This window comes from Cyanobacterium sp. HL-69 (assembly GCA_002813895.1).
In the GTDB taxonomy this organism is placed as follows: Bacteria; Cyanobacteriota; Cyanobacteriia; order Cyanobacteriales; family Cyanobacteriaceae; genus Cyanobacterium.
This window is the reverse complement of record CP024912.1, coordinates 16,154-37,046: the sequence shown is the minus strand read 5'-3', so window position 1 is coordinate 37,046 and position 20,893 is coordinate 16,154. Positions and strand designations below refer to the sequence as shown.

General features: G+C 41.5%; 12 protein-coding genes, 2 tRNA genes and 3 rRNA genes. 6 read left to right on the top strand and 11 right to left on the bottom strand.

The features are described 5' to 3' along the window. Positions 1-222: 222 nt before the first annotated feature. Positions 223-2,232: a ribonuclease catalytic domain-containing protein gene (locus AA637_RS00175; RefSeq protein WP_446683401.1), complete on the top strand. Its 2,010-nt coding sequence runs from the start codon at positions 223-225 to the stop codon at positions 2,230-2,232. Positions 2,233-2,319: 87 nt separating this feature from the next. Here the strand turns inward: AA637_RS00175 and AA637_RS00170 are convergent, their stop codons facing one another. The 9 genes from AA637_RS00170 to AA637_RS00130 form a co-directional block, all read right to left on the bottom strand. Beyond that, on the bottom strand, positions 2,320-3,909 hold the full coding sequence (locus AA637_RS00170) for a 2-isopropylmalate synthase (RefSeq protein ID WP_446683400.1): 1,590 nt from the start codon (positions 3,907-3,909) through the stop codon (positions 2,320-2,322). A 163-nt stretch (positions 3,910-4,072) separates the two neighbouring features. After that, positions 4,073-4,190 (bottom strand): 5S ribosomal RNA (gene rrf, locus AA637_RS00165). A 60-nt stretch (positions 4,191-4,250) separates the two neighbouring features. Then, positions 4,251-7,029: ribosomal RNA gene (locus tag AA637_RS00160) — 23S ribosomal RNA — on the bottom strand. 117 nt (positions 7,030-7,146) lie between these two features. Continuing rightward, positions 7,147-7,219: transfer RNA gene (locus AA637_RS00155), tRNA-Ala, on the bottom strand. 5 nt (positions 7,220-7,224) lie between these two features. After that, positions 7,225-7,298: transfer RNA gene (locus AA637_RS00150), tRNA-Ile, on the bottom strand. A gap of 74 nt (positions 7,299-7,372) precedes the next feature. Continuing rightward, positions 7,373-8,862: ribosomal RNA gene (locus AA637_RS00145) — 16S ribosomal RNA — on the bottom strand. The 16S, 23S and 5S rRNA genes sit together here with 2 tRNA genes alongside, the layout of an rRNA operon. A gap of 608 nt (positions 8,863-9,470) precedes the next feature. Beyond that, complete coding sequence (locus tag AA637_RS00140) at positions 9,471-9,764, bottom strand: type II toxin-antitoxin system RelE/ParE family toxin (protein WP_069790931.1); 294 nt, start codon at positions 9,762-9,764, stop codon at positions 9,471-9,473. Next, positions 9,749-9,937 carry a hypothetical protein gene (locus AA637_RS00135; RefSeq protein ID WP_015224124.1) on the bottom strand — a complete coding sequence of 63 codons (189 nt, stop codon included), beginning with the start codon at positions 9,935-9,937 and terminating at the stop codon, positions 9,749-9,751. The genes AA637_RS00140 and AA637_RS00135 overlap by 16 nt, the downstream gene beginning before the upstream one ends. A 69-nt stretch (positions 9,938-10,006) precedes the next feature. Next, the gene (locus AA637_RS00130) at positions 10,007-10,453 is read right to left on the bottom strand and encodes a PPC domain-containing protein (protein WP_446683399.1); all 447 of its coding nucleotides are present in this window, start codon (positions 10,451-10,453) and stop codon (positions 10,007-10,009) included. Positions 10,454-10,827: 374 nt separating this feature from the next. Here AA637_RS00130 and AA637_RS00125 point away from each other — a divergent pair, with 374 nt between their 5' ends. After that, entirely contained in the window at positions 10,828-11,538 is a 711-nt protein-coding gene (locus tag AA637_RS00125) for a PHP domain-containing protein (RefSeq protein WP_446683398.1), read from the top strand. Positions 11,539-11,645: 107 nt separating this feature from the next. Here AA637_RS00125 and acsF read toward each other — a convergent pair whose 3' ends face one another. Continuing rightward, entirely contained in the window at positions 11,646-12,707 is a 1,062-nt protein-coding gene (acsF, locus tag AA637_RS00120; protein ID WP_446683397.1) for a magnesium-protoporphyrin IX monomethyl ester (oxidative) cyclase, read from the bottom strand. Positions 12,708-13,078: 371 nt separating this feature from the next. On the opposite strand from acsF, the gene hemF reads away from it, so the two are divergent. The 4 genes from hemF to ppsA all read left to right on the top strand — a co-directional run bounded on the left by hemF (position 13,079) and on the right by ppsA (position 18,160). Then, positions 13,079-14,104 (top strand): oxygen-dependent coproporphyrinogen oxidase, encoded by a 1,026-nt coding sequence (gene hemF, locus AA637_RS00115; RefSeq protein ID WP_446683396.1) that lies wholly within the window; start codon positions 13,079-13,081, stop codon positions 14,102-14,104. Positions 14,105-14,424: 320 nt separating this feature from the next. Further along, on the top strand, positions 14,425-14,721 hold the full coding sequence (locus tag AA637_RS00110) for a transposase (protein ID WP_446682652.1): 297 nt from the start codon (positions 14,425-14,427) through the stop codon (positions 14,719-14,721). Continuing rightward, the gene (locus AA637_RS00105) at positions 14,721-15,263 is read left to right on the top strand and encodes a transposase (RefSeq protein WP_446684618.1); all 543 of its coding nucleotides are present in this window, start codon (positions 14,721-14,723) and stop codon (positions 15,261-15,263) included. Before AA637_RS00110 ends, AA637_RS00105 begins: the two co-directional genes overlap by 1 nt. Positions 15,264-15,649: 386 nt before the next feature. Beyond that, positions 15,650-18,160, top strand: a complete 2,511-nt coding sequence (gene ppsA / locus AA637_RS00100; protein WP_446683395.1) for a phosphoenolpyruvate synthase — start codon at positions 15,650-15,652, stop codon at positions 18,158-18,160. A gap of 107 nt (positions 18,161-18,267) precedes the next feature. Here the strand turns inward: ppsA and AA637_RS00095 are convergent, their stop codons facing one another. Beyond that, on the bottom strand, positions 18,268-20,766 hold the full coding sequence (locus AA637_RS00095) for a DNA gyrase/topoisomerase IV subunit A (protein ID WP_446683394.1): 2,499 nt from the start codon (positions 20,764-20,766) through the stop codon (positions 18,268-18,270). Positions 20,767-20,893 lie beyond the last annotated feature (127 nt).

The window sequence follows — 20,893 nt, the reverse complement described above, 5'->3', positions numbered from 1 at the left end:
TTTTTTCTGTGACAAGTATATTGATCTTACCCTAATGCTAGAGTATTCATTTATATTTAATATTTCTTTAAAGAATATTTTAAAATTTTATTAACTATTCTTAATAATTTTACTTATTTGTATCACCCATTTTCTCTCACAATGGGTTTTACTTTACACATTTGCCTAATAATCTTAAACTTAAGTATGTTGCTGATCAAATCATAGTAAGAAGGGTTCAGGGTGGAAAAAGGAACGCTAGTAGAATTTAAGGTTAATGGCGATCGCCGTTTAGCAGTTATTGAGAAACCAGAAGGAAAAAAAGATTGGATTGCCATTGATAAAAATGGTACTAACCATAAAGTTAGACCCCAAAAAATTGATTACCTTGTAAAGGGAGAATCCTTCAAACCTTCAGATATTGAGAAATTTAGCCAAGAAGTAGAGAAATATTTAGATCCTTCTAGTCTAGAAGTAGCATGGGAATTGTTGATGGAAGAATCAACTCCCATTACTCCCCCCGAATTAGCTGGGTTAATTTTTTCCGAAGAGACTCCCCTCCTTTGTTACGCATCTTACTTATTATTGTCTGACGATAAAATATACTTCAAAAAGAAGGGTGATATTTATGAACCTCGCCCAACCACCCAGGTAGAGGAAATTAAACATCAAATCGAAATAGAAACTCAGAAAAGGAAAGAAAAAGAAGAATTTTTTGAACGGTTAAATCAAGCCCTAGCCGGGGAAGAGGTTACATGGACAGATAACGATTTAATTAAATTAGACTTTGTGGAGAGATGGGTATTACAACCCGATAATCCCCCCAAACAAGCCCAAGAGATTTTAGAAAACATCGACAGGTCAAAAACTGTTCAAGAAGCATGGCAGTTATTGATTGACCTGAAATTATGGAGCGAGCATGAAAATTTATTTTTGCGCCGTAGCTCTTATCCAAACAACTTTCCTTTAGAGGTAGCAGAAATGGCTCAGTCAATTATCTATGATATTTCTAAAGGAATAGAAATCCCAGACCTTCAGCCTCGCTTAGATTTGACCGCTCACAAGGTATATACCATCGATGATGAAAGCACTAAGGAAATTGACGATGGTTTGAGTGTAGAAACCCTAGAGGATGGTACTTTGCGTTACTGGATTCACATTGCAGATCCTACTAGGTTAATTACTCCCCATGATGATTTAGATTTGGAGGCGCGTAAACGCAGTACCAGCTTATATTTACCCACGGGGATGATTCCCATGTTTCCCCCTGTATTGGCCACAGGTCCTATGAGTTTGGTTCAAGGTCAAATTTGCCCTGCCCTTAGTTTTGGAGTAACTCTTGATGAAGCAGGAGGCATCAAGGACTATGAAATACACTCTACCCATATCAAGCCTACTTACCGTCTCACTTATCATGATGTGGATGAGATGTTACACCTTGATATACAAGCAGAACCAGAAGTTAAGCAGTTGGCGGAGGCTTCTAAGTTGCGATCGCAATGGCGCCGAGATAATGGTTCGGTAATGATTTCTATGCCAGAGGCGATTATTAAAGTACAAGGAGAAGACGATGTAACCATTGAGTTATTACATGATTCCTTTTCCCGTACCTTGGTAGCGGAAATGATGATTCTCACGGGGGAAGTGGCAGGGCGCTTTTGTCAGGAGCATGATATTCCCGTGCCTTTCCGTGGACAACCTCAGCCTGAATTGCCCCCCCATGAAGAGTTAATTCTCCTTCCTGCAGGACCTGTGCGATCGTCTGCCATTCGCCGTTGTATGCCCAAAAGTGAAACGGGTTTGTCTCCCATCCGTCACTCTAGTTTGGGTTTAAATACTTATACTCAGGTGACATCTCCCATTCGCCGTTATACAGATTTACTAGCTCATTTTCAAATCAAAGCCCATTTACGGGGTGATGAGTTACCTTTTGCAAGGGATGAGATGCAGTCGATTCTCTTTAATGTCACTTCTACTTCTTCAGAAGCGGTGTTAGTGGAAAGACAAACCAACCGTTATTGGACTTTACAATATCTCAAACAACATTCTGATGAGGTTTGGGAAGTTTTGATGTTACGTTGGTTACGGGAAGATGATCGCCTTGCCCTCATTCTTTTTGAAGACATAGGTTTAGAATTCCCCTATAAGTGCGATCGACCAACAAAAGTAGGGGAAACTTTTATGCTAGAAGTAGCATACTGTGACCCCCACCGAGATGAAATCCGCTTTAAAGAAGTAGTCAACCCCTCATAAACTATCTTACTCATATATGAAAATCTCCCAAAATTGAAGAATTCATGTAGTAAGGTGGGCAATGTGCCCACCATTTTCTTTAATAAACTACTTCACTTTAATTAGCTGTTTTGCCTTAATCGTCGCATAAAGACGATTCAAAGCACTAATATAAGCCCGTGCAGAAGCCACAATCACATCCGTATTCGCCGCATAACCAGAATAGGTACGTCCTGCATGTTTAAGGCGAATAGTCACCTCTCCCATGGCATCAATTCCAGCAGTCACAGACTTAACAGAATATTCCGTCAACTCATTGGGAATATTCACAACTCTATTAATGGCTTTATAAACCGCATCCACAGGACCAGTTCCAATAGCCGCATCGCTCAACTCTTCACCCTCAGGATTTCTGAGGGTAATAGTCGCTGTCGGAGAAGAATGATCCCCACAAGACACCTGCACCAACTCTAAACGGAATAACTCAGGGGGCTGTTGAATTTCATCATTAACAATCGCCTCCAAGTCCCAGTCCGTAATTTCTCGTTTTTTATCAGCTACTTCTTTAAAACGTAAAAATGCTTTATTGAGGTCATTCTCTGACAATTCAAAACCCAATTCATGTAAACGAGAACGAAAAGCATTACGTCCAGATAGTTTACCCAACACAATCTGGTTAGTAGTTAAGCCTATGGACTCTGCATCCATAATTTCATAGGTAAGACGATTTTTCAAAACACCATCTTGATGAATTCCCGACTCATGGGAAAAAGCATTAGCCCCCACAATCGCCTTATTAGGTTGTACCAACATTCCTGTGAGATTAGACACCAAACGAGAGGTTTTATAAATTTGTTTCGTATCAATATTAGTTAAAGGCTCATTAGACTCAGGAGGTCTGCCCAGAAATGGATTATAGTATTGACGGCGAACGTGGAGAGCCATTACCAACTCCTCTAAAGCCGCATTTCCAGCCCTTTCCCCAATGCCGTTAATGGTACATTCTAATTGTCTTGCACCATTTTTAACAGCTTCAAGAAAATTTGCCACTGCCAAGCCCAAGTCATTATGACCATGGACAGAAATAATTGCTTGATCAATATTGGGTACATTATTTTTAATACCCTTAATCAAAGCACCATATTCACTAGGAGTGGTGTAACCTACCGTATCAGGAATGTTCACGGTGGTAGCCCCAGCCTTAATCGCCAATTCCAACACTTGATACAAAAATTCTGGATCGCTACGCCCTGCATCTTCAGGAGAAAATTCCACATCATCCGTAAAGGTTTTTGCATAGGCAACCATATCAGGAACCATTGCCAAGACATTTTCCCTAGTCTTTTTTAGTTTATATTCCAAATGAATATCTGATGTAGCTAAAAACGTGTGGATTCTTTTTTTATAGGCAGGTTGAAGAGCTTCTCCTGCACGTTTAATATCTCTTTCCGTTGCCCTTGCCAAACCACAAATAGTGGGTCCATTTTCTGTCCCTACAGCCTGAGCAATTTTATTGACAGCTTCAAAGTCCCCCAGACTAGCGTGGGGAAAACCAGCCTCAATGACATCAACACCTAATTTAGCTAACGCACGAGCAATTTTTAATTTTTCTTCTACGTTTAAACTCGCCCCAGGAGACTGTTCCCCATCACGCAAAGTAGTGTCAAATATAATAATTCTATCAGGCTGGTTTGTCATATTTTAAAACTGTTCAACTCGATTATTTTGCCAATATGTCTTATTCTATGATATACGAAAAAAAGAGTTTTAGCCTATTTCGAGCTACAAGGTCATATCAAAGTCGAATATAAAAAAAAGTAAAAAAAAAGCCGCCATGGAGCGGTTTTTTTGTAATTATTAAGGCAGGCATAGAACTATTGTCCCAAGGGGCTACCCCCGTAGTATCGTCGCTGCTGCTGTGTTTCACCCACGAGTTCGGGATGGAGTCGTAGTGGTTCCACAACGCTAGATACACCTGCCAAGATTATGAGGTTAAAAAACCCTCAAGACTGCATAGATAATTATAAGTAAGTTTGGAATAGGTCAAGCTGACGGTCTGTTAGTACACTTCGGCTCCATACATTACTGCACTTCCACCTTGTGCCTATTAACGGGTGTTCTTCCCGTGACCTTACACCAGAATACTCATCTTGAGGTGGGCTTCCCACTTAGATGCTTTCAGCGGTTATCCACTCCGTACATGGCTACCCAGCGTTTACTGTTGGCACAATAACTGGTACACCAGCGGTACGTCCTTCCCGGTCCTCTCGTACTAAGGAAGGCTCCTCTCAATATTCTCACGCCTGCACCGGATATGGACCGAACTGTCTCACGACGTTCTGAACCCAGCTCACGTACCGCTTTAATGGGCGAACAGCCCAACCCTTGGGACGTACTTCCGCCCCAGGTTGCGATGAGCCGACATCGAGGTGCCAAACCTCCCCGTCGATGTGAACTCTTGGGGGAGATCAGCCTGTTATCCCTAGAGTAACTTTTATCCGTTGAGCGACGGCCCTTCCACTCAGCACCGTCGGATCACTAAGACCGTGTTTCCACCCTGCTCGACCTGTATGTCTCGCAGTCAAGCTACCTTCTGCCTTTGCACTCTTCGACTGATTTCCAACCAGTCTGAGGTAACCTTTGTACGCCTCCGTTACCTTTTTGGAGGCGACCGCCCCAGTCAAACTACCCACCTGAAACTGTCCTCATTTAAGAGTTAGAATTCTAGCCTTCTGAGAGTGGTATCTCACCATTGACTCCATTATCCCCACAAGGATAATCTCATCGTCTCCCACCTATCCTGCGCACAGCAGGCCCGAACACAATTCCAAGCTATAGTAAAGCTTCATAGGGTCTTTCTGTCCAAGTGCAGGTAGTCCGTATCTTCACAGACAATCCTATTTCGCCGAGCCTCTCTCCGAGACAGCGCCCAGATCGTTACGCCTTTCGTGCGGGTCGGAACTTACCCGACAAGGAATTTCGCTACCTTAGGACCGTTATAGTTACGGCCGCCGTTCACCGGGGCTTCAGTCGCTAGCTTCATCCTAAGACTGACCAACTTCTTTAACCTTCCGGCACTGGGCAGGCGTCAGCCCCTATACCTCCTCTTTCGAGTTTGCAGAGACCTATGTTTTTGCTAAACAGTCGCCTGGGCCTTTTCACTGCAACCACCTCTCGGTGGCACCCCTTCTCCCGAAGTTACGGGGTCATTTTGCCGAGTTCCTTAGAGAGAGTTAACTCGCTCCCCTTAGTATTCTCTACTTGCATACCTGTGTCGGTTTCGGGTACCGGGATTCTACATTCAACACTATTAAAGCTTTTCTTGCCACTATCCTTACACTCTCACAACCGAAGTTGCTTCCAATCCACTTAGGATGAGTTTATCTTTCATGGGTCCCTTTAATAGCTCCTGTAAAACCACGCAGGAATATTTACCTGCTTGCCATCGACTACGCTATTCGCTTCGCCTTAGGTCCGGGCTAACTCTCCACGGACGAACCTTCTGGAGAAACCCTTATGCTTTCGGGGTTGAAGATTCTCACTTCAATTTTCGCTACTTAAGCCGACATTCTCACTTCTCTATCGTCCACATCTGCTTGCCGCTAATGCTTCTCCCAATAGAGAACGCTCCCCTACCACTCAATATGAGTCCATAGCTTCGGTGAAAGACTTAGCCCCGTTCATTTTCGGCGCAGGAGCGCTTGACCAGTGAGCTATTACGCACTCTTTCAAGGATGGCTGCTTCTAGGCAAACCTCCTGGTTGTCTTTGCACTCCCACCTCCTTTATCACTTAGTCTTTACTTGGGGACCTTAGCTGATGGTCTGGGCTGTTTCCCTTTCGACGATGAAGCTTATCCCCCACCGTCTTACTAGTGCTACAATCATGGGTATTCTGAGTTTGTCTCATCTTGGTACCGCTCTCGCAGCCCGCAACGAAACAGTGCTTTACCCCCCATGACATTCCACACCGCTGCGCCTCAACACATTTCGGGGAGAACCAGCTAGCTCCGGGTTCGATTGGCATTTCACCCCTAACCACACCTCATCCGCCAATTTTTCAACATTGGTCGGTTCGGACCTCCACCACCTGTTACGGGGGTTTCATCCTGGACATGGTTAGATCACCCGGGTTCGGGTCTACAAACAGTGACTAGCGCCCTTTTCAGACTCGATTTCTCTTTGGCTTCGACTTTCCGTCTTAACCTGCCACTGCCTGTAAGTCGCCGGCTCATTCTTCAACAGGCACACGGTCATCCGTTCTATCGGACTCCCATTGCTTGTAAGCTAATGGTTTCATGTTCTATTTCACTCCCCTCCCGGGGTTCTTTTCACCTTTCCCTCGCGGTACTTTTCACTATCGGTCACACTTTGTATTTAGCCTTACCACGTGGTCGTGGCTGATTCACACGGGATTTCTCTTATACCGTGCTACTCGGGATTCACCTACAATTACTTCTGTTTTCGACTACAGGACTTTCACCTTCTTTGGTCTAGTTTTCAGCTAGTTCGTCTAACGTCCACTCTTGATATCGATGTCCCACTACCCCAGTATTCGTAAACACTGGTTTAGGCTTCTCCCGCTTCGCTCGCCGCTACTAAGGGAATCACTTTTGTTTTCTCTTCCTCCGGCTACTAAGATGTTTCAGTTCACCGGGTTCGCTCATCACCTTTTTATAGGTGTGTTTTTAGGGTTGCCCCATTCGGACATTCTCGGCTCAATGTTTGCTTCCAACTCCCCGAGACTTTTCGCAGGTTGCTACGTCCTTCTTCGCCTTCGTGTGCCTAGGTATCCACCATTAGCCCTTGATTGCTTGACCTAATTATCTGTTTAATACAGACTTCCTACTTACTTTTTTTTCTATGCAGTTTTCAAGGTTCTTACTGAGACTTTTTCCTCAGCATTTGTTCCATCGAACAGTGCTAAGTTTTCTCACTGGAGATAAGCGGACTCGAACCGCTGACATCCTGCTTGCAAAGCAGGCGCTCTACCAACTGAGCTATACCCCCACCTATGGGCCATCCTGGACTTGAACCAGGGACCTCACCCTTATCAGGGGTGCGCTCTAACCACCTGAGCTAATAGCCCATGAACCCAATCTCTAGTTTGAAGTACCATTTTTCATCACATTCCTTGCTGACCACTATACATGGTCTCCCTTATAAGGAGGTGATCCAGCCACACCTTCCGGTACGGCTACCTTGTTACGACTTCACCCCAGTCACTAGTCCCACCTTCGGCGTCCTCCCCCCATAAGGGTTGGAGTAACGACTTCGGATGTTACCAACTTCCATGGTGTGACGGGCGGTGTGTACAAGACCCGGGAACGGATTCACCGCAGTATGCTGACCTGCGATTACTAGCGATTCCTCCTTCACGCCGGCGAGTTTCAGCCGACGATCTGAACTGGGGCTAGGTTTGATGGGTTTCGCTTCACCTTGCGGTTTCGCATCCCTTTGTCCTAACCATTGTAGTACGTGTGTAGCCCAAGACGTAAGGGGCATGCTGACTTGACGTCATCCCCACCTTCCTCCGAGTTCTCCCCGGCGGTCTCCCTAGAGTCCCCAACTTAATGCTGGCAACTAAGGACGAGGGTTGCGCTCGTTGCGGGACTTAACCCAACATCTCACGACACGAGCTGACGACAGCCATGCACCACCTGTCACGATGTTCCCTAAGGCACTCTTAACTTTCATCAAGATTCATCGGATGTCAAGTCTTGGTAAGGTTCTTCGCGTTGCATCGAATTAAACCACATACTCCACCGCTTGTGCGGGTCCCCGTCAATTCCTTTGAGTTTCACACTTGCGTGCGTACTCCCCAGGCGGGATACTTAACGCGTTTGCTTCAGCACAGCAGGAGTTTATACCCGCTACACTTAGTATCCATCGTTTACCGCTAAGACTACAGGGGTATCTAATCCCTTTCGCTACCCTAGCTTTCGTCCCTCAGTGTCAGTACATGTCCAGTAGAGCGCCTTCGCCACTGGTGTTCTTCCTAATCTCTACGCATTTCACCGCTACACTAGGAATTCCCTCTACCCCTCCTGTACTCTAGCTCTTCAGTTTCCACACCCTGCCCGAGGTTGAGCCTCGGTCTTTAAATGCGGACTTGAAGTGCCACCTACGGACTCTTTACGCCCAATGATTCCGGATAACGCTTGCATCCTCCGTATTACCGCGGCTGCTGGCACGGAGTTAGCCGATGCTTATATTAGGTACCGTCACTTTCTTCTTCCCTAAGTTTTGAGGTTTACAACCCAAGAGCCTTCCTCCCTCACGCGGTATTGCTCCGTCAGGCTTTCGCCCATTGCGGAAAATTCCCCACTGCTGCCTCCCGTAGGAGTCTGGGCCGTGTCTCAGTCCCAGTGTGGCTGCTCATCCTCTCAGACCAGCTACTGATCGTTGCCTTGGTAGGCTTTTACCCCACCAACTAGCTAATCAGCCGCGAGCTCTTCCCTAGGCGATAAATCTTTTACTTTTCAGCTCATCCGGTATTAGCAGTCGTTTCCAACTGTTGTCCCCGACCTAAGGGCAGATTCTCACGTGTTACTCACCCGTCCGCCACTATCACCCGAAGGTGACCGTTCGACTTGCATGTGTTAGGCATACCGCCAGCGTTCATCCTGAGCCAGGATCAAACTCTCCATTGTAAAGTTTCCATCACTTTAAAGCGATTTACTCCTTTTTGATTTGAAGTAGTTTTACTTGCTCTTTCTTGGCAATGCTTAAACCGAGGTTTAAGACTTTTGTTTTTTAAATAAAGTTATTTTGACAAGGATATATGTAATACTTGAAAAATGGCTTTCAAACTATTGAATTGTCGAGGTTCGTGGTGTGTCAGGAAGGCGTGTTGCCCTCAATCGCACATATACTAATATAACTAACCTTTTCTAAAATGGCAACTTTTTCTACCATCTTTTTTCAATCTTCTGTCTCAATCACTACACAATAAGGCTTTTGACCTTCAATCTTTTTTTCTTTTTTCTTTTGATTGCTCCTTTTTTGTGTTGGCTTTTGTGTTTTAACCTTCTCAATACTAATGACAAGTATCTTATTAGTGAAGTAAGTGAGTAGGCGTAATTAAATAGATTTGGGTAATGGATAATAAGGGGCTTAAGCCCCTTGCCCCTACTTTGGGTATAAAAGTCTTACTAGAACAAGAGCTAGAATCAATTTCGCCAACCTACTCAGTAGCGAAGATTCAACCCATATAGTTAATGTGATGTAGTAGTGAACTTTGCTCACTTTGTCTATGTATTTAGTCGGTTAGGTATAAAAGTTTTTTCCCGTGGATAACGGCTACTACTGTATATGTTTCTTTTTCTAGACGATAGATTAGGCGATAGCTGTAGGCGAATTGTTCGATGATGGTGGATTCTTCAAATTCGGGGATTAATCTGCCTTCTGTGCCGTTTTCTGGGAGTTTTTGGGTGATGGAGATAATTCTTTGTACAACGGCAGCGGCATAGGACGGTGAATCTCTTGCAATGTAAGCCGCGATCGCCTCTACATCCTCTACAGCTTTTAAAGACCAAACTACTCGATAAGCCATTTATTTAACAATCCCTCTACTTCTGCTTGTTGCAAAACCCCTTCGGTATCAGCTACCTGTAAACCCTGGCGAACTTTACCTAATACGTACAAATGGTACTGTATATCCTCTACAGTACAATCATCGGGTAATTTTCTCAACATGGATTCTACTTTTTCTTTGGCTGAACTCATAACAATAAATACTATAAAGACAATTAATAATAAAACCATTAACAGATGACGTCACTGTCTAATAAATAACTAATTTTTCTCTTGTAATTTTGTGACACGGAGATTAAAGTTTCCACTTCCAGAAAGAGCAAAGGAACGAACTCTTATTATATATTTACCGTCCTCGGTGATACGAGTAAACAATAATGAATTGGTAGTACCATCGGGACTATCATCATTTTCGGCGATAGTTGTACCATCTTCTTTCATCAAAACAACAATAGTATCAAATTCATCGGAGGTGAGATCTACGACAATCTGTTCTCCTCTGGTTAAATTAAGATAGTAATCTCGAGCAAATCCTCCTTCTCCTGTGGGAATATCGTTAGGGGAGAGGGTATCTTGAATCATACGATTATGTTCAATGGCAATGGGATTATAAACCTGTTGGGATGATTGTGCATTGGCTTTTAGATAAATATTGGGTAACAGCGCCCCTAACACAAGTAAGTAAACGTATTTGCTTAGATTAACCATAAAAATGCGACGGTAAATGAATAGTAATTTTAACCCATTTTTTATGAGAAAAAACTAAAAATAATTAATAGTTAAGCAAAAAAGCTCTATTTAATATCAAATCTTTACGGGTTACTTTAATCGCTGATAAGCTAAATCATACAGAGCTTCAATAGTTTATTCTTAAGTATTTTTTTTAATTTGTGGTGAACTTAAGATTAATGACTTGTTAATGATTTAACTAACTAATCTGTGTAATAAAAAACAAGCATAAGTAATAATACTTAAATTAGTATTTCTGATAAAAAAAATCAATTATTTGTTCATTTTTTACGGTCAAAACATCGTTTTATTTGTTAAATTAAGTTTAACAATCTGTAACAATTAACCGATTTATGCTATTGAGCAAAGAAAAGAAACCCCTATGGGTTAACAACCAAATATCTCAAGATACCAAGAAACTAGAACAGGTATGGGCAAATCTTCAACCTAGTAGTTGTCCATTTCAATATAATTTCCATTTACATACCAGTTGTTCGGATGGACAATTAACCCCCGAATCACTTATAGAACAAGCCATTCAAATTGGTTTGCAAGGTTTAGCTATTACGGATCATCATAGTATTGATGGTTTTTATCGTGCTTTATCTTGGATGAAACGAAAGAAGCAGGTTAACGACTCCATTTTGTTGCCTCATCTTTGGACTGGAGTGGAAATTACTTCTGAGTTGAATGGTACCATCGTTCACATACTTGGATATGGTTTTGATCCCCATGCTCCTGTGATGAGAAAGTATTTAGGAGGATATAAGCCAGAAGGAAATGATGCTCAGGCAAAAGAGGTGATTAATAGTCTTCATAAAGCTGGTGCTTTGGTAGTGTTGGCACATCCTAGCCGTTATCGTCGTCGTGCCGAGGAGTTAATTCCTGAAGCAAGTTTGTTGGGCATTGATGGGGTAGAAAGTTATTATGCTTATGGTAATCCTCAACCTTGGGAATCCAGTCGTAAACAGATGAATGTTGTTAAATCGTTGGCGGAGAAATATGATCTCTTATCTACCTGTGGCACAGATACCCATGGTAATAATATTTTAGTTCGTCTGTGATTTTGGTTTTATTTAGTTATTTTTTCATTTCAGGTAATTGGTGATATTTCCCACCATGGTAAGTGGTATGGATTTTTAGTGGGAAATAATTTAGATTTGAGTAATTTTTAAAGAACAACGGTTCTTAATTCTTCGGCATCTTTAGATTTTAGTAAATATAGACAGAGTAGATTCCAGAAGATTGCTACCACAATAGGCATTTTGCGAAGCATTTTGATAAATTGGGGTTGTTGTGAATCCCCAATTTTTTGTAATTGGATATTGTATTCATTACATTTTTCGAGTCTGGGGAAGAAGGTGGGGTTGTCGGTATCGAGGATGACGGGGAATGCTTTGGCGGCGGTTTGATTGGTTTTGATGATTACTTGACGGTCATATTCTTCGGCATCTAAGCCTACGGATTGATAAAAGTCTTCCCTTTCGTGGACGGTGAGGGTATGGGTAGCGAAAACTGAAAGAAGGAAAAATTTTGCCCATAATTTGGCTTTCCATCCTTGCCACATAGATTTTTGAGAGCGAAGGAGGGCGTTAAAGATGTCTCCATGACGGCTTTCGTCTTGACACCAATGTTCAAATTTTTTGAAGAGGGGATAAAATTGGTAGTCGGGATTTTTTTCGAGGTGACGATACATTAAGATATAGCGCCAGTAGCCAATTTTTTCAGAGAGGTAAACGGCGTAAATTATCCATTCTGGTTTGAAGAAGGTATAAACTCTATGTTTGGTTAGATAGCCCAGGTCTAGGGAAATGTTGAAGTCGCCCATGGCTTTGTTTAAAAATCCTGCGTGACGGGCTTCGTCTCTTGCCATTAGGCTAAAAACTTCGGAAAGAAGGGGGTTTTTTTCTTTGATACGGCGAGATATTTCTTTGAAAAGAATAAAGCCTGAAAATTCGGAGGTGCAGGAGCGCTCTAAAAATTCGATGAAGGCGGCACGGGTTTCTCCATCTACATGATCCCATGTTTTTTCAAAGTCTTCGTCTCTGATGAAATGATTGCGATTGTAGTCGTTTTTCATTTCGGTTAACATGGCTCTCAATTCTTTTTCTTGGCTGGAGATGTCCATGGAGGCGATCGCCTCGAAGTCGGTGGTATAGAATCTAGGAGTAAGTAAGGTTTCTTTTATGGCTTTCTTTTTATTGCTTTGAGGTTGAATTGCGGCAGATGTCATATTTAATTACTTAATAGCGATTATATTTATTTGATTTTAGAGTGATTATCTTTTCTTTGCATCAATTTGTTACATTACTTAAAGACTATCTTTATTAACAAGTCACTTAACCTGCTCTATTTGTTGTATATAAACGATTTTCCTTTAAGCACTTGAGCTTTGCTAAATAAAAAGAAACCAAAAATACTATTACTCTTCCCCTTGTCGCTATGTGTCCCTAAAACTGTTGTTATTATCAGCACTCCACTGTTTTCTGTCACTCTCATTCATTTATTCAAACTGTAAAGTTTTATTTCAAATACTGGCTAATGCTTTATTTATCGCTTTATAGTGATGAATGACTTTACTACTATTTTTTGACAAAAGCTAATATGACCACGGTATTAAATCAAGCATCTAATCAAAAGAAAATAGATATTCCCACCAACTCCAGAGAGCGAGCTAAAAAATTTGTGATGGAGTTGCAAGACAAAATCTGTCAAGGTTTGGAGGAAATCGATGGCAAAGCTCGTTTTCAGGAAGATAAATGGGAAAGGGCAGAAGGGGGCGGTGGACGCACTAGAGTGATTCGTGATGGGGGTGTTTTTGAGCAAGGGGGAGTGAATTTTTCTGAGGTTTGGGGTGATACTTTGCCTCCTTCTATTCTTATCCAACGTCCTGAGGGTGCTGGTCATGGTTTTTATGCTACGGGTACATCCATGGTGCTTCACCCTCGTAATCCCTATGTGCCTACGGTGCATTTAAATTATCGTTATTTTGAGGCAGGCCCTGTTTGGTGGTTTGGGGGCGGTGCTGACTTAACTCCTTATTATCCTTTTGCGGAGGATGCGGTACATTTTCATAAAACTTTGAAAACTGGGTGCGATCGCCATAATTCCGAATATTATCCCGCTTTCAAGGAATGGTGTGACGAATATTTTTATCTTAAACACCGTAAGGAAGCAAGGGGTATTGGGGGTATTTTCTTCGATTACCAAAACAGCGAAGGAAGCCTTTATGGAGGTTCTAACAATCAAGGATTAGCCCATCAATATAGCGAGAAAGTGGGTAAAGTAAATCACAGTTGGGAAGATATATTTGCCTTTGTACAAAGCTGTGGCAATGCCTTCTTACCTTCTTATTTACCCATTGTAGAGCGTCGTAATTCCATGGAATATGGTGAAAGGGAGCGTAATTTCCAACTGTATCGCCGTGGGCGTTATGTCGAGTTTAACTTGGTTTATGACCGTGGTACTATTTTTGGTTTACAAACTAATGGACGCACAGAATCTATTTTGATGTCTTTACCCCCTCTTACCCGTTGGGAATATGGTTATCAACCCGAAAAAGGAAGTCCTGAAGCACAATTAACGGACTTTTTCCTACAACCTAAAGATTGGGTAAATTTTAAAGCCTAATTTTTCGCAATCTATCTCTTTGTTACATACTACTTTTCTTTTCCTCAATCATCTTATGGTGGTTGGGGTTTTTTCTAGCTTGTGAAATTTACAACTTTACCTCAATTAATATTCAATCCTGTTTTAATAACTTACTAATTATGGCGGGGAACGGTTTATGATTGTAGGCGTTGCTTAATCATCTCCATTTCAAGTTAACGGATAGATATATTATTCAAAAAAAATTTAGTATTGTTTTACAGAACTATTCAAAAGATTTTTTATAGAACCCATTTGGTATCTAGTAGAATATTGAGATGAAAACATAGAGAAATAGAAGGATGGCATATTCTAGCAGTCTAAGTGATGAAGAATGGGAAGTAATCAAACCTCTGTTACCAAAAAAGAAACGAACTTGTCCACCAAAGTGGTCTAAAAGACAAATTTGGGATGGTATTTTTTATCAACTCAAAAATGGCTGTAATTGGTCTGATTTACCCAAGGATTTACCGCCTTATTCTACAGTTTACTGGCATTATAAAAACTGGAAAAAAGAGGGTATCTTTGAAATGGTGATGTGTGAGCTTCATAAGCAACTAAGGGAAAAAGTAAAAAAAAATCCACTTGGACTCGATTAATAATCATTGATTCTCAAGCAGTACAAAATACTTGTAGTGCAGGAGTAGAGAGTAAAGGATTTTGTAGGTATAAACTCACCAATGGTATTAAAAGACATTTAGCAGTGGATAGTCTGGGATTTCCTTTTTTCACTTGTTGCACAAAGGCAAGTGTTTCCGATGATCGAGGATTAATCATGATGTTGAGTGAGAACATAGATTATTTTCGTGCCAAACCCATGAATGTTCATAAAATTACGATCCTCGTGGATTCGGGTTATCATCCTGATTTTATCATGAGGGAATTAGAAAAAGTTTATCCACAAATTGGAAAGAAAATTCGTATGGAAAAATCAGGCAAAATCTCTTCTGAACAAAAAAAATCAGAAGGAAAAAAAGGATTTGTGGTAGTCAAAGCAAGATGGATCATTGAAAGATCTAATGCTTGGATGGAAAGATGTAAAAATTTGGTCAAAAACTTTGAAAGAACCTTATTCAACTCCACCCAAAAAGTTAACTTATGTTTTATTCGATTACTTTTAAAAAGACTCACTGCTTCCTGAGATACCAAATGGGTTCTATATACAAAATCAAAGATTCGTTAAGTTTTTTGTCAAAGTGAATAATAGGGATCATTTATTTGCTTTAATGAAAATAGGCTTTTAAATAAATTATCAACTATTCACAAAATCTTCTGATCATATTAGAAACATTAAGATATGTTAGCTTTTTTTTGATAAAAGATTTACGATAAAATTAGAAAGTTTTATTAAGAAAAAATAAAAGGTATCAAAGTAATAACAATCCCTTTAAAATAATTGTTGAAATATTGCCTTAATAACAACTATTGACAAGGTTATTTAGTTAATAAAAATTCTATTACTTTTGATAAATAGATCTGTTTCTAAGTATTGGAAGATGACAATAATCATAGAGGAGATCAGTTATTATGGTTAACACCGCTCCAGAAAAAATTAATTCCATAACCGACAAAGAAAATAAATTTGTGTTGTGGTTTGAGGAAGTGGGCATTGAAGATGTTCCCATGGTGGGGGGCAAAAATGCTTCTCTTGGGGAAATGATTCAACAGTTGACGAAAAAAGGAGTAAATGTACCCACTGGATTTGCTACCACAGCCCATGCTTATCGTTACTTTGTGAAAAATGCAGGAATTGAGGCTCAGTTGCGTCAAATCTTTGCTAATTTGGATGTGGATAACCTCGCTAGTTTGCAATCGGTGGGAAAACAGGCAAGGGCGTTGGTTTTGAATACTCCTTTTCCTAAAGAGTTGGAGTTTGCGATCGCCAATGCTTACTTTAAATTGTGCCAAAGATATGGGGCAGATCCTGCTTTATGTGAAAAAACTGAAGAATTGCAAATGAGAAAGCGGGATTGTGCTTATGATACTGATGTGGCGGTGCGATCGTCTGCTACCGCGGAAGATTTACCTGATGCGAGTTTTGCGGGGCAACAGGAAACCTATCTTAACGTCCATGGGGTAAAAGATGTATTGGAATCTTGCCATAAATGTTTTGCCTCTATTTTTACGGATCGGGCGATTTCTTACCGTACCATGAATAAGTTTGATCACTTTGAAGTAGCCCTCTCGGTGGGGGTTCAAAAAATGGTGCGCTCGGATTTAGCATCCTCTGGGGTAATGTTCAGTATCGACACCGAAACAGGCTTTAAAGATGCCGCCTTTGTCACAGCGGCCTATGGCTTAGGAGAAAACGTGGTGCAGGGAGCGGTTAACCCTGATGAATTTTTCGTCTTTAAACCTACCCTTCAACAAGGTTTTAAACCCATCCTTAACAAGCGTCTTGGTTCTAAGGAAATTAAGATGGTTTATGACTTGGGCGGTGGTAAACAGGTGAAAAACGTGCCTGTGTCTGAGCCAAAACGGGAACAATACGCCATTACCGATGATGAAGCCCTCATCCTTGCAAAATGGGCTTGTATTATTGAGGAGCATTACAGCGAAAAACGGGGACAACTTACCCCCATGGATATTGAGTGGGCGAAAGATGGACAAACGGGAGAATTATTCATTGTCCAAGCTCGTCCCGAAACGGTACAATCTCGTAAGGCTGGTAATGTCCTGAAAGATTATAAACTCCTTGGCAGTGGTAATATTTTGGTAAGAGGTCGTGCGGTAGGAGAAATGATTGGGCAAGGTTTAGCCCGTGTCATTCTCGATGTCCATGAAATAGCCCAGTTTAAGGAAGGGGAAGTTTTGGTAACCAATAAAACTGATCCAGACTGGGAGCCGATTATGAAAAAAGCCAGTGCGATCGTTACTAATCAAGGGGGGCGCACCTGCCATGCGGCGATCATTGCCCGAGAAATGGGTATCCCTGCCATTGTGGGTTGTGGTGATGCCACGGCAACTATCAAAACAGGTCAAGATATTACGGTGTCTTGTTCGGAGGGGGAAGAAGGTCGAGTTTATGAGGATTTAATTCCTTTTGATGTCATTGAAACTCCCCTTGATAATTTGCCGAAAACTAAGACTAAAATTTTGATGAATGTGGGCAACCCAGAGGAAGCGTTTAAGTTGTCTTCTATTCCCTGTGATGGGGTTGGTTTGGCTCGTTTAGAGTTTATCATTGCCAATCATATCAAGGCTCATCCCTTAGCTTTGATGAAGTTTGATGAGTTGACCGATGAAGGGGTAAAAGCGGAAATTACGCACCTGACGAGGGGTTATGAAAACAAAGCTGATTTCTTTGTGGATAAGGTGGCTCAAGGGGTAGGGGCGATCGCAGCGGCGTTCTATCCTAATCCTGTGGTAGTAAGAATGTCTGACTTCAAATCCAATGAATATGCCAACCTTTTAGGGGGTAAAGATTTTGAACCCCACGAAGAAAACCCCATGATTGGCTGGCGTGGTGCTTCCCGTTACTATGACGAAAACTATCGGGATGCCTATGGCTTAGAATGTAAAGCCCTTAAACGGGTACGGGACGACATGGGCTTAACTAACGTAATACCGATGATTCCTTTCTGTCGTACACCCTATGAAGGTCGTCGAGTATTAGCAGAAATGGAAAAACACGGCTTAAAACGGGGGGAAAATGGCTTACAGGTATATGTGATGTGTGAGATACCCAGTAACGTTATTTTAGCGGATCAATTTAGTGAAATCTTTGATGGTTTCTCCATTGGTTCTAACGATTTAACCCAACTTACCCTCGGATTGGATCGAGATTCTTCCCTCGTGGCTCATATATTTGACGAGCGCAACCAAGCCGTGAAGGATATGGTGAAAATGGTAATTGAAAAAGCCCATAAAAATAACCGTAAAATCGGTATTTGTGGACAAGCACCCAGCGACTATCCCGAATTTGCCCGTTTCCTTGTGGAATTAGGCATTGACTCCATTAGTCTTAACCCTGATTCTGTGCTTAAAACTCTCTTAGATATTGCTAAGTTGGAAGAAAGGTTAGATGTTGATAAATAAATAATTTTTTCCTTATGCCCTAGGGAGAAGGAAGCATTAAAAATTGATTTGCCCTGACAATCTCTTGATTGCAGGGTTTTTTGTTAGGTTTTGTTACCCCAATTTAACTAACTCCTTCCCCACCAATTAACGGCAAAAGTTACTTTTTCTTGATCCATTAACTTGGCGATCGCCTTTTCACCATCATTATTAAATAATTTATTAACATCAATGATGAGTCGTTTATCTAAATCCGTAGATGCAATGACGGTTTTATGATCATTGGGTACTAACATTGTTACCAAATTATCCTCTTTTTGTTTAAAGCGGAAACTTTGATTTCCTAAACCCCCTCCCTTACCTGTACCAAGGGGACGTAAATTATTAATAGGAACTATTTTTCCGTAACCCATCTCAGAAATTAACAGCACATTTTCCTTTTTATCTACCAATACCGAACCAATAATACTCTCCCCAAACCTCACTTTAACGGCAATATTACCTTGAGCAGATTTACCCATAATTGCCATGTTGTCATCATTCACCGTATGACGGAGTAAACGCCCCCCAGTGGTAGCGGTAACTAATTCTTGACCTTCTTGGGCGATAAAGAGGGAGTGAAGACTATCTTTTGGTTTTAATTTGATGAGGGTGAAGCCCCGATTGCCGATGTTGTCTAATTCACTGATGGCAATACGTTTTATAAATCCCCCTGCGGTGAGTAACACTAGGCTGAGGTGTTGATTTTCGGGGGTAATGGTAATGTAGTTGATGGGTTGATGGTTGTCTTTGGTGGCACTTTCGGAAATAAGTCGGCTGATGGTTTGTTTGGTGGGATGGCGAGGAATATCACTAACGCTGAGGGGATAGGCTTTTCCGCTATCGAGGATAACGATTATTTCTTTTTTGTCTTTGATTAACTCCTGATGGGTAATTAAATCAGTGTTTTTCTTGATCATGGGGGTAGAAGCGATCGCACTTTGGGGCTGCCAATAAATTTTCCCTTTGGCACTAATTTGTACCACGGCATCATCGGTTAATTCCTGACTGGTAATGAGGGGAAGGGCGGGAGTTTGAGATTTAGTTTTACTATCAGAAGTTTTAGTATCCTTTTCAGGGGTAGTGACGGTAATAATTTTGGTACGACGGTTATCACCAAATTTGCGTTTATAACTACGCAATTCTTTTTTGAGGGCTTTTAGAAATTCCTTTCTATCTGCTAGTAACTCTTTCAATTGATTGATACGACTTTCTAAATCTTGATATTCCTGCTCTATTTTCTTTCTTTCTAACCCCGTAAGACGACGAAGGGGCATGGCAAGGATGGAATTTGCTTGAGCATCGTTAATATCGAGGGCTGATTGGAGGGTAGTTTTAGCAGTAGTGCCATCGGGGGCATGGCGTAAAATGTCGATAACTATATCTAGGTTATCTAGGGCTTTGATTAACCCTGCTAAAAGGTTAGTTTTATCTTCTTTATCTTCTAATTCGTAGTTATATTGTCTGGTGAGGGTTTGTTCTCGAAATTGTATAAATTCTTGTAATATTTCTTTGAGGGAAAGCTGACAAGGTTTTTTGTTCACTAAACCAAGCAAAATTACGCCAAAGTTACTTTGGAGGGCAGTTTGTCGATAAAGTTGGTTAAGGATGGCTTGGGGGTTAGCATCTCTTTTTAATTCTATCACTACCCTAATCCCAGTGCGATCGCTCTCATCCCGTATATCGGAAATATCGTTTATTTTGCCTTGATTAACTAAATGAGCAACCTTTTCAATCCATCCTGCTTTATTTACCTGAAAAGGTAACTCGGTAATGATAATGGCAGTTTTGGTACGACTACGTTTTTTCTGAGTTTTTAATTCTTCGATGGTGGCTAGTCCACGCACAGGAATAATACCTTTCCCTGTAGAGTAGGCATCTCTTATGCCTTTGGTGTCAATAATTTCTCCCCCTGTGGGAAAATCAGGGCCCGGGATTAATTTAATTAGTTTCTCATCACTAATATCAGGTTGATCGATAAGGGCAATTAAACCATCTACAATTTCATTAAGGTTATGGGGGGGAATATTAGTCGCCATGCCTACGGCAATACCAGAGCAACCGTTAAGGAGCAAAATCGGTAGTTTTGCTGGTAAAACCACGGGTTCTTGCTGAGAGTTATCAAAGTTAGAGCTAAAGTCCACCGTGGACTCATTTACTTCCTCTAGCATGGTTTCAAAGGCGATCGCCCCTAACCTCGTTTCAGTGTAACGCATGGCAGCTGCTGGATCGTTATCCACACTCCCAAAATTTCCATGACCAGCCAACAGGGGATAACGGCTAGAAAAGTCCTGTATCAGCCTTACCATGGCATCATACACTGCCTGATCTCCATGGGGGTGGTATTTCCCCAAAACATCCCCCACTACTCTTGCACACTTGCGAAAAGGGCGATCGGGGCTTAATCCCAATTCATACATGGCATACAAAATGCGCCTATGCACAGGCTTTAATCCATCCCGCACATCAGGTAAAGCCCGTCCCACAATCACACTCATGGCATATTCTAAATATGAGCGTTCCATTTCAGTATGTAGTGCCGTAGGAATAACTTGACCTTGATTCAGTAAATTTAATTGTTCAACCATGAGTATTTTTGCTCAGTTAGTACGCTATGAGTGTAATATGACTATTTTTTAGACATTAGCAAACAAATGGCAAGTTACACATTTTTTTCTGAAAATTTACTATGAACCTAGCGCAGATTTTTGTCTT

What these genes read in the sequence shown, in the direction of transcription:
- AA637_RS00170 (WP_446683400.1), bottom strand. Translation starts at nt 3,909, where the DNA reads ATGACAAACCAGCCTGATAGAATTATTATATTTGACACTACTTTGCGT.
- AA637_RS00130 (WP_446683399.1), bottom strand. Translation starts at nt 10,453, where the DNA reads ATGGTTAATCTAAGCAAATACGTTTACTTACTTGTGTTAGGGGCGCTG.
- AA637_RS00135 (WP_015224124.1), bottom strand. Translation starts at nt 9,937, where the DNA reads ATGAGTTCAGCCAAAGAAAAAGTAGAATCCATGTTGAGAAAATTACCC.
- ppsA (WP_446683395.1), top strand. Translation starts at nt 15,650, where the DNA reads ATGGTTAACACCGCTCCAGAAAAAATTAATTCCATAACCGACAAAGAA.
- hemF (WP_446683396.1), top strand. Translation starts at nt 13,079, where the DNA reads ATGACCACGGTATTAAATCAAGCATCTAATCAAAAGAAAATAGATATT.
- AA637_RS00140 (WP_069790931.1), bottom strand. Translation starts at nt 9,764, where the DNA reads ATGGCTTATCGAGTAGTTTGGTCTTTAAAAGCTGTAGAGGATGTAGAG.
- AA637_RS00095 (WP_446683394.1), bottom strand. Translation starts at nt 20,766, where the DNA reads ATGGTTGAACAATTAAATTTACTGAATCAAGGTCAAGTTATTCCTACG.
- acsF (WP_446683397.1), bottom strand. Translation starts at nt 12,707, where the DNA reads ATGACATCTGCCGCAATTCAACCTCAAAGCAATAAAAAGAAAGCCATA.
- AA637_RS00125 (WP_446683398.1), top strand. Translation starts at nt 10,828, where the DNA reads ATGCTATTGAGCAAAGAAAAGAAACCCCTATGGGTTAACAACCAAATA.
- AA637_RS00110 (WP_446682652.1), top strand. Translation starts at nt 14,425, where the DNA reads ATGGCATATTCTAGCAGTCTAAGTGATGAAGAATGGGAAGTAATCAAA.